At 59.0% G+C, this 14373-nt stretch carries 16 protein-coding genes and 1 rRNA gene; 4 read left to right on the plus strand and 13 right to left on the minus strand.

Annotated elements, in window-relative coordinates:
* Both H586_RS0116585 and H586_RS0116590 read right to left on the minus strand, forming a co-directional pair.
* Positions 1-75 (minus strand): 16S ribosomal RNA (locus H586_RS0116585); the annotation flags it as partial.
* A gap of 522 nt (positions 76-597) precedes the next feature.
* The gene (locus tag H586_RS0116590; protein WP_011369255.1) at positions 598-2232 is read right to left on the minus strand and encodes a LysM peptidoglycan-binding domain-containing protein; all 1635 of its coding nucleotides are present in this window, start codon (positions 2230-2232) and stop codon (positions 598-600) included.
* Positions 2233-2413: 181 nt separating this feature from the next.
* Between H586_RS0116590 and rlmB the strand changes: the two genes are divergently transcribed.
* The gene (rlmB, locus tag H586_RS0116595) at positions 2414-3166 is read left to right on the plus strand and encodes a 23S rRNA (guanosine(2251)-2'-O)-methyltransferase RlmB (protein ID WP_148204183.1); all 753 of its coding nucleotides are present in this window, start codon (positions 2414-2416) and stop codon (positions 3164-3166) included.
* Between the two features lie 78 nt (positions 3167-3244).
* Here the strand turns inward: rlmB and fliQ are convergent, their stop codons facing one another.
* The 10 genes from fliQ to era all read right to left on the minus strand — a co-directional run bounded on the left by fliQ (position 3245) and on the right by era (position 10282).
* Positions 3245-3514, minus strand: coding sequence for a flagellar biosynthesis protein FliQ (fliQ, locus tag H586_RS0116600; protein WP_011369257.1), 270 nt, complete (start codon positions 3512-3514; stop codon positions 3245-3247).
* A gap of 34 nt (positions 3515-3548) precedes the next feature.
* The gene (gene fliP / locus H586_RS0116605) at positions 3549-4247 is read right to left on the minus strand and encodes a flagellar type III secretion system pore protein FliP (RefSeq protein ID WP_027182580.1); all 699 of its coding nucleotides are present in this window, start codon (positions 4245-4247) and stop codon (positions 3549-3551) included.
* A 76-nt stretch (positions 4248-4323) separates the two neighbouring features.
* Positions 4324-4830, minus strand: a complete 507-nt coding sequence (gene fliO, locus H586_RS20980) for a flagellar biosynthetic protein FliO (RefSeq protein WP_051364083.1) — start codon at positions 4828-4830, stop codon at positions 4324-4326.
* A gap of 13 nt (positions 4831-4843) precedes the next feature.
* Positions 4844-5371: a flagellar motor switch protein FliN gene (gene fliN, locus H586_RS0116615; RefSeq protein ID WP_027182582.1), complete on the minus strand. Its 528-nt coding sequence runs from the start codon at positions 5369-5371 to the stop codon at positions 4844-4846.
* 55 nt (positions 5372-5426) lie between these two features.
* Positions 5427-5903 carry a flagellar basal body-associated FliL family protein gene (locus tag H586_RS0116620; protein WP_011369261.1) on the minus strand — a complete coding sequence of 159 codons (477 nt, stop codon included), beginning with the start codon at positions 5901-5903 and terminating at the stop codon, positions 5427-5429.
* A gap of 27 nt (positions 5904-5930) precedes the next feature.
* Positions 5931-6659 carry an OmpA/MotB family protein gene (locus H586_RS0116625; RefSeq protein ID WP_027182583.1) on the minus strand — a complete coding sequence of 243 codons (729 nt, stop codon included), beginning with the start codon at positions 6657-6659 and terminating at the stop codon, positions 5931-5933.
* Between the two features lie 2 nt (positions 6660-6661).
* A complete protein-coding gene (locus H586_RS0116630; protein ID WP_011369263.1) occupies positions 6662-7582 on the minus strand; it encodes an OmpA/MotB family protein in 921 nt (306 codons plus the stop codon).
* Positions 7583-7653: 71 nt separating this feature from the next.
* Positions 7654-8418, minus strand: a complete 765-nt coding sequence (locus tag H586_RS0116635; RefSeq protein WP_011369264.1) for a flagellar motor protein — start codon at positions 8416-8418, stop codon at positions 7654-7656.
* Between the two features lie 22 nt (positions 8419-8440).
* Positions 8441-9187 (minus strand): YggS family pyridoxal phosphate-dependent enzyme, encoded by a 747-nt coding sequence (locus H586_RS0116640; protein ID WP_049753966.1) that lies wholly within the window; start codon positions 9185-9187, stop codon positions 8441-8443.
* A 168-nt stretch (positions 9188-9355) separates the two neighbouring features.
* The gene (gene era, locus H586_RS0116645) at positions 9356-10282 is read right to left on the minus strand and encodes a GTPase Era (protein WP_011369266.1); all 927 of its coding nucleotides are present in this window, start codon (positions 10280-10282) and stop codon (positions 9356-9358) included.
* A gap of 155 nt (positions 10283-10437) precedes the next feature.
* On the opposite strand from era, the gene H586_RS0116650 reads away from it, so the two are divergent.
* Positions 10438-10707: a hypothetical protein gene (locus tag H586_RS0116650; RefSeq protein ID WP_027182585.1), complete on the plus strand. Its 270-nt coding sequence runs from the start codon at positions 10438-10440 to the stop codon at positions 10705-10707.
* A 106-nt stretch (positions 10708-10813) separates the two neighbouring features.
* Here H586_RS0116650 and sfsA read toward each other — a convergent pair whose 3' ends face one another.
* A complete protein-coding gene (sfsA, locus tag H586_RS0116655) occupies positions 10814-11557 on the minus strand; it encodes a DNA/RNA nuclease SfsA (RefSeq protein ID WP_011369268.1) in 744 nt (247 codons plus the stop codon).
* A gap of 192 nt (positions 11558-11749) precedes the next feature.
* Between sfsA and H586_RS0116660 the strand changes: the two genes are divergently transcribed.
* The gene (locus H586_RS0116660; RefSeq protein ID WP_011369269.1) at positions 11750-12922 is read left to right on the plus strand and encodes a pyridoxal phosphate-dependent aminotransferase; all 1173 of its coding nucleotides are present in this window, start codon (positions 11750-11752) and stop codon (positions 12920-12922) included.
* A gap of 97 nt (positions 12923-13019) precedes the next feature.
* Positions 13020-14372, plus strand: a complete 1353-nt coding sequence (locus tag H586_RS0116665) for a hypothetical protein (protein WP_011369270.1) — start codon at positions 13020-13022, stop codon at positions 14370-14372.
* The last annotated feature ends 1 nt before the right edge of the window (position 14373 follow it).

Below are 14373 nucleotides of genomic sequence, written 5' to 3' on the forward strand. Positions count from 1 at the left end.
ACTTTCGCGTACGACTTGCATGTGTTAAGCACGCCGCCAGCGTTCAATCTGAGCCAGAATCAAACTCTCCAGTTAGAAAACTGAAGCCATAAAATTCTATGGCCAAAATAAAGCTGAACTTATTTCCTGTCCAACTCGCTATTTAATTGTCAAAGAGCTTCATTTGAAGCCTGCCGCCCCGGCAGCTGTTGCCGCTGCGGAGTCGGCGTTATGCCTTCTATCCGTCAGCCTGTCAACAACTTTTTTCACTTTTTTTCCGAACCCGCTGAGCGGATGCGGCAGTGTGGTTCAACGAGCTTCCCGCCGAAGCGGAAGGGCTTTCTATGCCCTCTTCATCTCGTCGTCAACACCTTTTTTCATTTTATTTTCGGAACCCGAAAAATGAAAAGTGAATGCGCTTTACGGTCAAAGAACTTTCCTCACCGAAGCGAGGAAGGGCGTTCTATGTGTTTCCCCTGCAGTCGTCAACACCTTTTTTTCATTTTTCCATCAATACCTTCTAAAATCCTGTTTTTAAACACTATAAATATCATCAACTCATAACGCAAAAAGCCCCGCCGGGTGGCGGGGCTTGCGGGGTCAGGCTTTATAGCCGCATCAGTCCACATACAGAGTCAGTTTGTCGCCGGGGCGGATGATGCTTCTGCGGCCGAGGTTGTTCCAGCGCATCAGTTCATTATATGAGACATTGAACCGCTGGGCGATGGCCCATAGCGAATCACCGGTACGCACTCTGTACACAACGGCCTTGCGCGCCTGTTCCGCGTCCTTGCGGGTACGGGCTTCCTGCGCTCTGGTCTGTCCGGGAATGTACAGCTTCTGTCCGGGACGCAGCATGCTGCTGCGCAGACCGTTGGCCTGCTTCAGCGTGGCCACTGTCAGCCCGTAGTTGCGGGCTATATCGTACAGGGTGTCGCCCTGACTCACCACATAGTCACCGCGCTTCTGCGCCAGTGCTCTGGTCTCCTGCATGGGCGAAGAAGGAATTCTGCCACTGCCGGTACGCGGAATCATGAGCCGCTCACCCGGACGCAGCAGATTGCTTTTTTTCTGGTTGACCTTTTTCAGCACAGACACAGGCACCCCGTATCTGCGGCTGATACGATACCATGAGTCACCGCTGCGCACCTTGTAATCGGCCCATCCGGCATACGGGCGTGATTCCGGCTTTGCCAGAAACGCCAGAGCACCGGACTTTGCCGCGGGAGTCACATATACAGTGGTCTCAGCATCGGGAGGCGTGACATACCGCAGAAACGCGGTGTTGTATTTCTTAAAGTCGTCCCATTTCATTCCGGCGGCATCGGCCAGTGCCAGCAAATCGGTGCCACCCTTTACCTGCAGCGGATTCAGCTCGGGAGCGCAATCAAGCCGCAGCGGTTTGAAACCAAGCTCTTCAAGGTTACGCATGATCTTCACTATGGCTATGAACTTAGGCACATAGTGACGCGTCTCACGGCGAAGCTGCTTACGGTGGCTCAGTTTATGATTCTGGCTTGTAAGTTCAAAAAAGCTCTCGGCACCGGTGCCTGCTATGGCTCTGCCTATCTTGCCCTCACCTGCATTATACGCGGCAAGAGCCAGATACCAGTCGCCGAATTCTGCATAAAGCCACGACAGGTAGTTGGCCGCAGCCTCTGCCGACTTATAAGGATCGCGCCGTTCATCAATCCACCAGTCGTACCGCAGCCCGTATTTGCGGCCGGTAAAAGGCATAAACTGCCACACACCGGCGGCACCGGCCCGCGAGTACGCGTTGGGGTTGAAGCCGCTTTCCACAAATGCAAGATAGACCAGTTCTTCAGGCAGCCCCTTCTGCCGGAAGACTTCTCTTGCGGCGGGCAGATACACTTCGGCGCGTTCGAGGTAGCGCTCAAACGAACCGCGGGCACGGTGGGTGAAATATTTGATGTACGACTCGACCACGCTGCGGTCGCTTTCGTCCATTTCAATATCAATATCCAGCTGGGTCAGCAGAGCCTGCTCTTCTTCCACGGTCAGAGGCTGATTGTCGTCTGCCGGCGGCACTTCGATTTCAACCACTTCTTCGGCATCGCTGATGGAAGCATCCTGCTCTTGCAGCGGTGCGGGGCAGGCCTGCACTTCGGCTACGGGGGGCAGTTCGGGTTGCGGAGAATTTTTGGACACGCAGCCGCCACCCGCGAGCATGAGCACAAGCAGTGCCAGCACGCCGGCGCGGCCCGGAGCAAAACCGCGTGAGAATATATGCATAAGGTTCCGGTGTCTCCCTATGGTTTGTTTCTGATTACCCTTGCAGTCGCGGCAAAACGCGGGTACTGCGGGGTGAAGTAGCCTCCTGTTACCCTAAACGCCAAGGGGAGGCAATGCGGCAGTTCCGCCTTCAACCCTCAGACCACGCCCGCGCAGCTCTCTGCTGTGCGGCATGCTCATCATGAAACCAGAAACTACCGACAGCACCATACTTCCGGGCATAAAGCCCGTCCTTGACCAGCTGCGCCAGTCGCCGGACCGTGTTGATTCCGTGACCATACGCAAAGGGCGCAAAAACGCCGACACCGACGCCATAGTGACGCTGTGCCGCAGACACGGCATACGCTTTACATTTGTACAGGATACGGCGCTGGATAAATTATTTTCCGGCAACCATCAGGGGGTGGTGGCCCGCGTGTTCAATGCGGGATACGTAGAAGTGGAAGACGTGCTTGAAGCGGCGCTTGCAAGTCCTCTCAAGCTTGTTCTTGCTCTTGATCAGGTGCAGGACCCCGGCAATGCCGGTACGCTGGCGCGCACGCTGTACGCGCTGGGCGGCGGAGGCATAATCATGCCCAAGCACAATGCATCTGCACTGGGCAGTGCGGCTGTCAAAGCCAGTGCCGGCGCCCTTGCACGGTTGCCCGTGGCCAGAGCCACCAACCTTTCAAGAGCGCTCGAAACCGCTGCAGATCAGGGTTTTTCCATTTATGCAGCCCGCTTTGACGATGGTTCTGTCAATGCGTTCACCGCACGGCTCGATACACCTGCCGTGCTGGTGCTGGGCAACGAAGACAAAGGGGTGCGGCCCGGCGTTGCAAAACGCTGCACAGCTTCCATCCATATTCCCATGCAGCGCGAATTCGACTCGCTGAACGTGGCACAGGCGGGGGCCATGCTCATGGGCTGCTTCTATGCCCGGCTGCAATCATAGTCACCGGCACCCGAAGCTTTGCAACGCCGCCCCGCAGCCCGCGGGGCGGCATTCTGTTTTTTCCTGCCGCGGGTGCGGTCAACGCACATAGTTGGGTATATTGATGAATACCTCACGCGTGAAGGCAAGCATCTTGTCCATAATCCACGGAAAAGAAACCAGCAGCGCAAGAAAGATGGAAACAATCTTGGGAATGAATGACAGGGTTGTTTCCTGAATCTGGGTTGCCGCCTGAATGACGGAAACAAAAACCCCCACCGCAAGCCCTATGCCCAGCATGGGCAACGATATGGTCAATGCCAGTTCAATGGCCTGACGCGCAAATCCGACGACAAATTCCGGTGTCATGATTCCGACTCCTCTGTGTTTACGTCTGCACCCGTCAGAGCATGAAGCTGTTGACCAGCGATGTTGTAAGCAGGCTCCACCCGTCCACCATGACAAAAAGCAGAATCTTGAACGGCATGGAAACCATCATGGGGGGCAGCATCATCATGCCCATGGCCAGCAGGATGGAGGCCACCACCATATCCAGCACCAGAAACGGAATATAGATGAGAAACCCGATGGTGAAGCCGGTCTTCAGCTCGCTGATGACATAGCCCGCTGCAAGCATGACCGTAGGCACGTCGTCCTTGTTGCGCGGGCGCTCCATGCCGGTGATGCCGTAAAAGACGGAAAGGTCTTTTTCGCGGGTATGTTTGAACATGAATTCGCGCAGAGGTTCCTGCGCCACGGTGAGGGCTTCCCTGAAGCCGATGCGCTCGTCCAGATACGGCTGAAGCGCTCTGTCATTGATTTCCTTGCCCACGGGCATCATGATGACCACCGTCATGAAGATGGCAAGACTGGCCAGCACCTGGTTGGGGGGCAGCGTGGGCAGCCCCATGGCCTGACGCACAAAGTGGAATACGATGATAATGCGGGTGAAGCTGGTCACGGTAAGCATGATGGCCGGAGCCAGCGAAAGAACCGTGAGCAGAAAGAGAATTTCAAGAATTACAGAGACTTTTTCCGGCTCTGTGGCCCCGCCGGAAAGGGTCAGCTGCATATCGGGCAGAGAAATATCGCGCGCGGCCATGGCCGCGTCGGGCATGCACAGCAGGGCCAGCGCCGCAGCCAGCACACCGGCCCCTGTCAACAGAGTGACAGCAGACCTACGTCCCGTCTCCGGCTTCGTCCAGCACCGCCGCAAAAGAATTTCCGCCATGTTCATGGTGTTCAGTAAGCTCCGTCAAGAGATTGATGTTGTGGTCCGTGACCCCCAACACCAGTCGTCTATTCAAGATGCGTACCACCATGACGGAGCGCTTGGGCCCCAGCGCCAGATGTCCTTCTATCTTCATATCGCCCGGCCGGACACGCGCACCGCGTCCCGCCGCACCGAAACGGCGTACCGCCCAGAGCACACCGTACAGCGCCGCCAGCAGCAGGCACAGCACTCCGAGAGCCTGTATATAGCCGCTCCAGTCAAAGGGAGTGCCCGTGCCGGCGCCGAAACCTGTGGCGTTGGCCGCACCGGCGACGGCCTGCGCCGCGGTGGCATTGGCCGCCGAAACCGCATCCACCACACCACGCACACCATCTGCTCCCGCAGTGGCGTTCAGCCGTGTGGCAACAGCGCCCCCGACGGCTTCCGCCGCACTAAGCGAAGCGTTATGCATACCGCCGTACCCGCTAGCCCAGCTGTTTGACGCGTTCAATGGGGCTGATGATGTCTGTCAGCCGCACGCCGAATTTTTCGTTGATGACCACGGCCTCGCCGCGGGCCACCAGCTTGCCGTTGACATAAATTTCAAGCGGTTCACCGGCCAGTTTGTTCAGTTCAACCACCGAACCCTGCCCCAGCTGGAGCAGTTCGTTGATCAGCAGACGGGTACGCCCGAGCTCGGCAGAGACATCCAGCGGGATATCCAGAATGAAGTCGAGTTCGCGCTTGCCCGAATCCGGACGGGGCGATTTGGCTTCTTCGGTCAGGTCTTTGAACTCCATATCCCGCGCGGCCGAAGCGTAAAATCCCTGTTCTTTTTCTTTTTTCAACTGGTCCTGCTCTTCGTTTGCCAGAGCGGCAGCCCATTCCGCAGCCAGCTGTTCCTCACCGGCGCTGGCACCGCCCCCGCCGCCGGAATCGTCGCCTTCCTGCTCTTCCAGCGCAGCGGCCCACTGTGCGGCCAATGCATCCTGATCGACGTCTTTTTCTGCCATATCGCTATCCTCTTGTCTGGCTGCGCCTGCCGGCACAGTCAGCATCAGCGTTCATTTACTGGATGACCATCTCGGTGAAGTAGACCTGCCGCACCTTGGAGCCGCCCAGAATCTGGTTAAGCCGGTCTACAATCTCATTCTTGAGCAGCAGCTTGTTTTCCAGCGGAGCAAGGTCCGCGTATGACTTGCTGGACAGCAGAAGAATCATGGCGTCCTGCACACGGGCCGTCGACTTGTTCAGTTCTTCGGCCACCTTGGGGTTTATAACCTCCACATCGAGCGTCATTTTAAGATAGCGGCGCCCCAGAGGGTCGGACAGGTTGACCAGAAATGTGGGCAGAGTGACCACCTGCACATCTTTGGGCACTTCTTCTGCCTTGGTTGTCTGGTCGGTCTGCGCGGGGTCGCTGCTGCCCGCAAAAAACGTGAAATAGGCAAACGCTCCGCCGCCCGCGAGCAACAGCAGCACGACGATCATGATGATCCATTTGAGCTTGCCGCCCTTTTTTTCCTGCGTTTTTTCTTCTGCCACGGCTGTTCTCCTTGCCGGTTTGCGCTGCTAGCTGTAGCGCCCCAGCCACTGCGTCGTCTTGAGCAAAATTTCCACCCGTCTGTTCTGCGCCCTGCCCTGCGGCGTGGCGTTGGATTCCAGCGGCTTGTCAGGGCCGTATCCCGAAACGGAAAACCGTTCCGCACCAAGCCCGCTCTTCAGAAAAAAATCAAGCACGGCCATGGCTCTGCGGCCGGAAAGGTCATAATTATCCACACCCGAAGCGGGACTGTCGTCTGTATGGCCCGATATGGTCACATCAGCGGAGCTGTATTCCAGCACATCCGCCAGCGGTGCAAGCAGCTTGCGCGCGGGGGCTGTCAGCTCCCAGCTGCCCGGACGGAACAGCACCCCGTCTGTCAGCACAATGGCAAGCCCCTGCGGATCCTGCATAATACGCAGGTTCTCATCCAGTGTAGCGGTATCCACCTCGGGCGGCAACATGTCTTCGGGCCACAGCAGATCCTTCAGCCTTTCGGGTTTCTGCATGACATCGCGCGGCGATTCCAGCAATTCCATGACCATCAGGATACGCTGCGGAATACGGCCCGGACTCATGGACCCCATGATGCTGAAGCTGCTTGAATAGGGATTGATCCGCGACAGCAGCACCTGATCCATGGATGCCATGGAAAGAAGCAGCACGAAAAACGTAAGCAGCAGCGTGACAAGGTCGGAAAACGTCACCAGCCACATGGGGACGCCTTCTTCCTCCGGCGGTTTCTTTTCACGCGCCATGGTTACGGCCTCCCCAGACTGTCAAATCCGCCGGCGTCCTGCGGCACGTCATCATTCTGCGGCGGTGCGCCGTCGTTCATCCTGCCGCCCACAGGGCCTTCCACCGGAGCATCCAGCGAAAACCGGAAGTCCTTGTACTCAAAATTGCGCCTGTCGGCGGAAGCACGCTGTTCCTGCTCGCGCATCTTGCGTATCCATTCACGGTTGCGCTTGTCGAGCACGATATCAACCCTGCTGTTGCGCCTGCGTCCGTCGGGCGTCGTGCCGTCAAAGCGCGGCCGGTAGTGGGCAAAAGCCTCAACCTTGAGGTTTTCCGCGGGCATGCCTCTGCCGGTAAGGTACCGGTACACGGCCATTACCCGCATAAAGGAAAGCCGCCAGGTGGGAGCCAGCTGCTTTTCATCAAAAACAACCTTGTACTCCTGCCCTTCTTCGGCACGCTGGGTCGCCGTGTGTCCTGCCAGAAGCAGCGGATGCTCAACCCGCAGCAGCCACGGCAGAATTCTGTCCAGCACCTTGATGCCGCCCGGCAGCAGAACAAAGGAGCCGGGCCTGAACAGCACGGCATCGTTGATGGACAGTATCTGCACCATGCTGTTCTGCTGAAAATTCAAATCGCTGTCGGGATCTTCCCATATGAGATCCTTGAGCGGCTGCAGATCGTTCACGCTGCCCATCTGCATGGGGCCCGGTTCCACTATGCGGTTGGCACCGTCTTCAGCATGCGGGTTGAAACTGCCGGAACCGATGCCGAATGCTCCGGTGACAGAAGCCAGCACAACCAGTTTGCGGCGTTCATCCAGTACGGACATACTTACCAGCAGCACGAAAAAAGTCAGCATCAGGGTCATCATGTCCGAAAACGTGATGAGCCATTTGGGGGCGCCGCCCCCGCCGCCTTTTTTGTTCTTCTTGCGCGCCATGCCCTGCTTCCTTGTTGTGCTGCCGCACCGGGTGCAGCACTGCCGGCCCTGCGGCGGTCACTGGTGCCGGACTAACCGGCATCCGCCTTGCGTTCTTTGGGCGGCTGATAGCTTGACAGCTTTTCCTGAATTATTCTGGGGTTTTCTCCGCGAGAAATCGCCAGAATGCCTTCCATCTGCATTTCGCGCATGGTCACCTCTTCACGCGAACGCATTTTCAGCTTGCCTGCCATGGGTATAAAAACCAGGTTCGCCAGCACAGCGCCGTAAAACGTGGTAATAAGCGCCACGGCCATGGCCGGACCGATGGAGCTTGGGTCACTCATGGTCTGCAGCATCTGCACAAGTCCGATAACCGTTCCGATCATACCCAGTGCCGGAGCATAGGCGCCCATGGCGTTGATGATTTCCACCCCTGTTTCATGCCGCGACTCAAGGCTGCTTATCTCGGTTTCCAGAATCTCCTGTATGGCCTGCGGTTCCAGACCGTCCACCGTAAGCTGCAGCCCTTTGCGCAGGTAGGCGTCCTCCACTTCTTTAATCACGGGTTCCAGCGACAGGATACCTTCGCGGCGGGCGCGGTTGGCAAAGTCCATGAACTGCTCGATGATGGAGGACGGGCTTTGCGCCGAAGCATTGAAGGTTTTTTTGATGACCCCCATAACACCCAGCACCGTGGCCAGCGGGTAGTTGACCAGCGTGGCCCCTATGGTGCCGCCCACCACGATGAGCAGCGAAGGGATGGACACGAAGATCATTATACTGCCGCCTTCGAGAATGCCCGCAAGCACCAGCCCGAAGGAAATCACAATGCCGAGTATGGTTGCCAGATCCATATGGAGTTCTCTTTTTTCCCTGTCAGCGGGGGGAACGTTCGCCGAAGATGTCTGTACCCACTCTCACCAGCGTGGCACCTTCTGCCACGGCCTGTTCAAAATCATGCGACATGCCCATGGAAAGATGCGGCAGCCGCATGCCCAGCCGCTGTTCCAGACTGTCGCGCAGCCCGCGCAGCTGGGCGAAATACGGTCTGGCTTCTTCGCCCTGACACGTCAGCGGCGGCATGCACATAAGGCCCCGCAACCGCAGCCCGCTCATGCCGGCAACGGCATCGGCCAGCCGCAGCAACCCGTCACCGGCGGCAACACCCGACTTCTGCGGCTCGCACCCTATGTTGACCTGCACAAGCACATCCTGCACGGTGCGCGCACCTTCGGGCTGCTCTCCGTCCGGGGGCTGGACTGCCTGATGCAATTTGCAGGCCAGCTTCTCACTATCCACCGTGTGCACCAGAGCAAAACGTCCGGCCACATCGCGCGCCTTGCGTGACTGCACATGGCCTATAAAATGCCATGAAAGCGCAAGACCGGCCAGCGCCTGCTGTTTTTCCTGCGCTTCCTGCACATAGCTTTCGCCAAAGACGGCATGTCCGGCAAGCCGCGCCAGTGCTTCCACCGCGGCCGCCGGATGAAATTTTGATACCGCCACCAGTGTCACATCTTCCTGCTTTCTCCCCGATGCGCGCACTGCGTCATCCAGACGGCGGCGGACAGACTCCAGCCGCCCGCACAAAGCTTTTTCCTCTTGCTCAAGCACAGTATTCATCCTTTCACGGACAGTGACGGCGGACCGCCCTGCGGCAATCCCTTCCGGCACTTCCTGTTTTCCCGTACGTTTTTTTGACAGCCGCCACCGCCCCAAACAGCAATGCCCCGCCGTCAGGCAGGGCATCGCGGCGCAGACAATACCGGCAGCAGGCCGTAACCGGCGGGGCTAGCGGGCCCCCATGCCGATTTCAACCATAAACTGTTCGTTGTCCATCCAGTCGTCGGTGACGCGCACCCACAGGTCAAGAAACACCTTGCGGTCAACCAGCGCCTCGATTTCCTTACGCGCATCGGTGCCTATTTTTTTCAGCGTCTGCCCCTGCCTGCCGATGACCATGCCTTTGTGGTTCTTGCGGGCAACGTGAATCACGGCGTGAATGACCACACGGCCTTCCTCTTCCAGATCTTCCCACTTTTCCACGCTTACGGCGCTGTTGTAGGGCAGCTCCTGACGCAGTTCCAGAAACAGCTTCTCGCGGATGATTTCCGCAGCCATGAACCGCAGCGGCGCAGTGGAAACCTGATCGTCGGGAAACACGGGGTCGGCCACGGGCAGGTGCCCCTTGATAAAGGCAAGCATCTGGCGCAGGCCGTCGTCATTCAATGCTGAAACGGGAAAAATCTCGGCAGCGGGCCACATTTCGGCCAGCTTTTCCAGCAGCGGCAGCATGCGCGACTTGTCGGCAAACATGTCGACCTTGTTCAGCGCCACAACCACCGGACGTTTTTCGTGCCGGATGACCTCGATAAGCGGCTCAATGTCGTTATCCAGAAAATCCGGCTTGCGGACGTACAGATTGCTGTCCAGCACCACCATAATCACATCGGCGCCGTCCATGCTCTGCCATGCGGCCTGCAGCAGCAGCCGGTTCATCTTGCCGCGCAGCTGGTGGATACCCGGCGTATCCATGAAAACCACCTGAGCGTCGGGCTGTGTAAGAATGCCCACAATCTGGTTACGGGTGGTCTGCGGTTTGGGCGTCACAATGGCTACCTTCTGCCCCAGCAGGCTGTTCATCATTGTGGATTTGCCCGCGTTGGGCGGGCCCATCAGCGCTACCCAGCCGCAACGGTGTTCTGAAGAATGCGTCATATAAAAATCATCTCCTGATGTAGTGGTCGTAAATAAACCGAACCTTCTTTCATCCCCTTACCGCAAAGTCAAGCAGCACGCCACGGTATTTTGCCGTGCGCCGTTGACCTTTTGTCTTCAATCTGTATTACATGGATGCAGCAAAGGAGATAACCATGCCGCGAAAGGTGAAATCCGTCCGTGTTCCGGAAGAGCTGGCATCGCTCGATCTTTCCGCCGTCATCGGCGAGTGCGAAAAATTTCTGCGCGATCTCGAATCGGCGACTCTGCTGAAACAGCAGGGCGATAAAGAGGCGGCTGAAGCGCTGCTGCGCGCCCGCGAGGCCGATCTGGGCCGCAAAGTGGGGCTGAAGGTGTGGGAAGCGCGCAAACAGTACGGACAACAGCGCCTGAAGGCAATGCATAACGGCGAAGAACGCGCCTGAAGCAGGCCGTACAACAGCCACGGGCGACGGCCGCCGGTTCTGCATGCCGGTCAGGGGGGTATTCCGTCTGCCGGCAGAATGCCCGTGCAGACGCCGGGTGCTTTATTCAGACGCCGGGCGGCGGCACAACGGGCAACAGCGGCCCCAGATCGATGCCGTGTTCGCTCACCAGTGCCCTGTGCGGGTACATTTCCACGCCCGCGGCTGCAGCTTCATAAAAAAGTCCGGCGTATACAGGGTCCACATAATCAGCAGGCCCGAAGCAATGCCCGTCCGCACGCTGCACCAGATAAAACATGGCGGCCCGCTGCCCCTGCCGCACAATCTCCATCATCTCCCGCAGGTGCTTCTGCCCGCGCTCGGTGGCCGCATCGGGAAAAGCGGCCACGTCGTCCTCTACCATGGTGACGTTTTTGCACTCCACCCACAAAGGCGGCAGACCGCTGTCCTGCGGCGCATCCATGCGCGCATCAAGCCTGCTGGCGCCGCAGCGGGCCTCACGCCGGAACATGGTGTACCCCGCTGCCCACGGCAATCTGCCGGCATGAAAAGCAGCTTCCAGCAGTCTGTTGGGGGTCTGCGTATTAACGCCCACCCACATGCCGTCCAGTCCGGCCAGTTCCTGCGTCCATTTAAGCTTGCGGGCGGGGTTGGCCGCCGGCGATGCCAGCACAGGCGCACCGGCGCGCAGCAACCCCAGCATGGAACCGGAGTTATTGCTGTGTATCCACACCCGCTCGGGCGCTCCGGCACCGGCCGTTTCCATCTCCACACTGAAGCGCTTGACCCGCCGTATGAATGTGCCGGTTATGCAGCCGCGGGGAAAGGCAATCAAGGGACTGTCACTCATTGCGTTTATCCTCTATAGTGCCGCACAGGAACGCAGTACCGCGCGGGGCAGCAGTCGTGCGCTCAAGCGGCAACCGGACCGCACCGCCTGAAAATGGCACTGCGGCGTAAAGTCAAATTTACAGCCGGTCGCTAACCTGATAACCACGCCGGTACGAGCACTATTCCAATACCAGCATGGGAGAACCCCCCGATGAAGATCTCCGACCGTCTTATGCAGGTCAAACCGTCGGCCACTCTGGCCGTCAACGCCAAAGCGCTGGAACTGAAAGCGCAGGGGCGTGAAATCATCAGCCTTTCCGTGGGCGAGCCGGATGTGCCGCCGCCGGCCCACATCGGCGCAGCCGCCAAAAAGGCCATTGACGAAAATTTCACCCGCTACACCGCCGTGCCGGGCATTCCCGAACTGCGCGACGCGGTCGCCGGATATTTCCGGCGGTTTTACGGTGTGGACGCCGCGGCAGAACACACCATTGTGACCAACGGCGGCAAGCAGGCACTGTACAATCTTTTTCAGGCACTGCTCAACCCCGGCGACGAAGTGCTTATACCCGCTCCGTACTGGGTAAGCTACCCCGCCATGGTGCAGCTGGCCGGCGGTACGCCCGTGCCTGTGGCTTCAGGGCCGGAAACGGGCTTTAAAACCTGTGTGGAGGAATTGCAGCGCCATATGACCCCGCGCACGCGGGTGCTGCTGCTCAATTCACCATCAAACCCCACAGGCGCATGCTATACCCGCCACGAAATCGACACCATCGCCGCATGGGCCATCGAAAACGGGCTGTTCATCATTTCCGACGAAATATACGACCAGCTTGTTTACGCCCCCGCCAGCCCCGCAGGGCTTGCCCCGTGGTGGCAGAGCAATCCGGAACAGGTGTGCGTGGTCAACGGGCTGGCCAAAAGCTTTTCCATGACAGGCTGGCGCGTGGGGTATGTGCTGGCGCATCCCGACCTAATCAAAGCACTGGGCAAAATTCAGGGGCAGTCCACGTCCAACGTCTGCTCCATAGCCCAGAAGGCGGCACTGGCCGCACTGACAGGCCCGTTTGACGCGCTGGACACCCTGCGCGAATCCTATGCCCGCCGCCGCGACATCGCTCTGGATATCATATCCGGCTGGAAAAACGTGGTCTGCCCGCGTCCCGACGGCGCTTTTTATCTGTTCCCCGACGTGCACAGGCTGTACACCGATGCCACGCCGGATTCCGCCACGCTGTGCACCCGCCTCATGGAGTCGGCAGGTGTGGCGCTGGTGCCGGGTGCCGCCTTCGGCGACGACCGCTGCGTGCGCATTTCGTATGCGGTTTCGGAACAGACCCTGCGCGACGCGCTGAGCAAAATAAGCAACGTGCTCTTTTCATAACTCTCCCGATAGGGAATAATGGCCGGCATATGTCCGCCTGTCCGCCTCCCGCGGCAGGCGGTCACATGCCGACCACGACAACCAAAGGAGCGAGCACATGAGCAACAGCGCCTTTCTTAACTGGACCCACGCCCGTCACGGCCGCATCTCCGGCACAGACCCTGCGTCCCTCACCCCCCGTCTGGGTGAAGCCGCCAACCTGCTGGGCCTTGAACTGGCCGCGGGCAGGCTGCCGTTCATCGACATGCCGTATGCTGACGGCATGACCGCCCGCCTGCAGGAGCTGGAACCGCTGCTGCGCCGTTTTGAACACATGGTGGTGCTGGGCATAGGCGGTTCCGCGCTGGGTGCCCGCGCGTTGCAGAAGGCTTTTTTTCCCGCGCAGGACAGACCCGCCCACACCGGCCCGTGGCTGTGGATAGCGGACAACGTGGACGCCGACAGTCTGGAAGCATGGCTGCAGTCGCTGCCCGCCGAAAAAACCGTGGTGGTGGTCATCAGTAAATCCGGCGGCACCATAGAAACCATCGGGCAGTATTTTCTGATACGCGACTGGCTGCGGACGGCGCGCGGCGACGCATGGACAAATCATGTCATCGCCGTCACCGACGAACGCAGCGGTTTTCTGCGTGAAGAGGCAGACACGCACGGCCTTGCATCCATGCCCGTGCCCGACCATCTGGGCGGACGGTATTCCGTACTTTCCGCCGTGGGGCTCATTCCCGCTGCCTTCACCGGCATGGACTGGCAGGCGCTTGTACGCGGAGCAAAAACCGTGGGCGCCCCCCTGTGCAGTAGCCCCGATGCGGCCACACTGGGCGCGCACCCCGCGTGGCATCTGGCGGCATGGAACCACGCGCTCATGCAGGCCGGATACAGCCAGCTCATTTTCTTTTCATACATGCCGCTGTGGGCGCACTTCGGATTCTGGTTCGCCCAGCTGTGGGCCGAAAGTCTGGGCAAGGAAGGCAAAGGCTCCATGCCGCTGCCCGCCGTGGGAGTCACTGACCAGCATTCCACCCAGCAGATGTTTCTGGACGGTCCCCGCGACAAGGCGTGCCTGTTCCTCACCTGCTCTTCACTGCCGCAGGGGCGCACCTTTCCCGGCGACATGCCGCCCAAGTGGGATTTTCTGCGGGGCAGACGCTTCGGCGACCTGCTGGAAGCAGAAGCACTGGGCACCCGCATGGCCCTGCACAAAACCGGCACCCCGCTGGTTGAAATCGGCATGGCGCAGCCATCCGAAGAACAGGCAGGCAGGCTCATGGCCCTGCTTGAAATAACCACACTGCTCACAGGCTGGCTGCTGGATATCAATCCGCTGGACCAGCCCGCAGTGGAGCTGGGCAAACGGCTGGCAAACGCCAGACTGGGTGCTCCCGGCTATGATACCGAAACAGCGGACCTCGGCGCATTTCTTGCCGCGCAGGGATCGCGTCAGGAGTTCTAAC

Origin of the sequence: Oleidesulfovibrio alaskensis DSM 16109 (assembly GCF_000482745.1) — a bacterium.
Classification (GTDB): domain Bacteria; phylum Desulfobacterota; class Desulfovibrionia; order Desulfovibrionales; family Desulfovibrionaceae; genus Oleidesulfovibrio; species Oleidesulfovibrio alaskensis.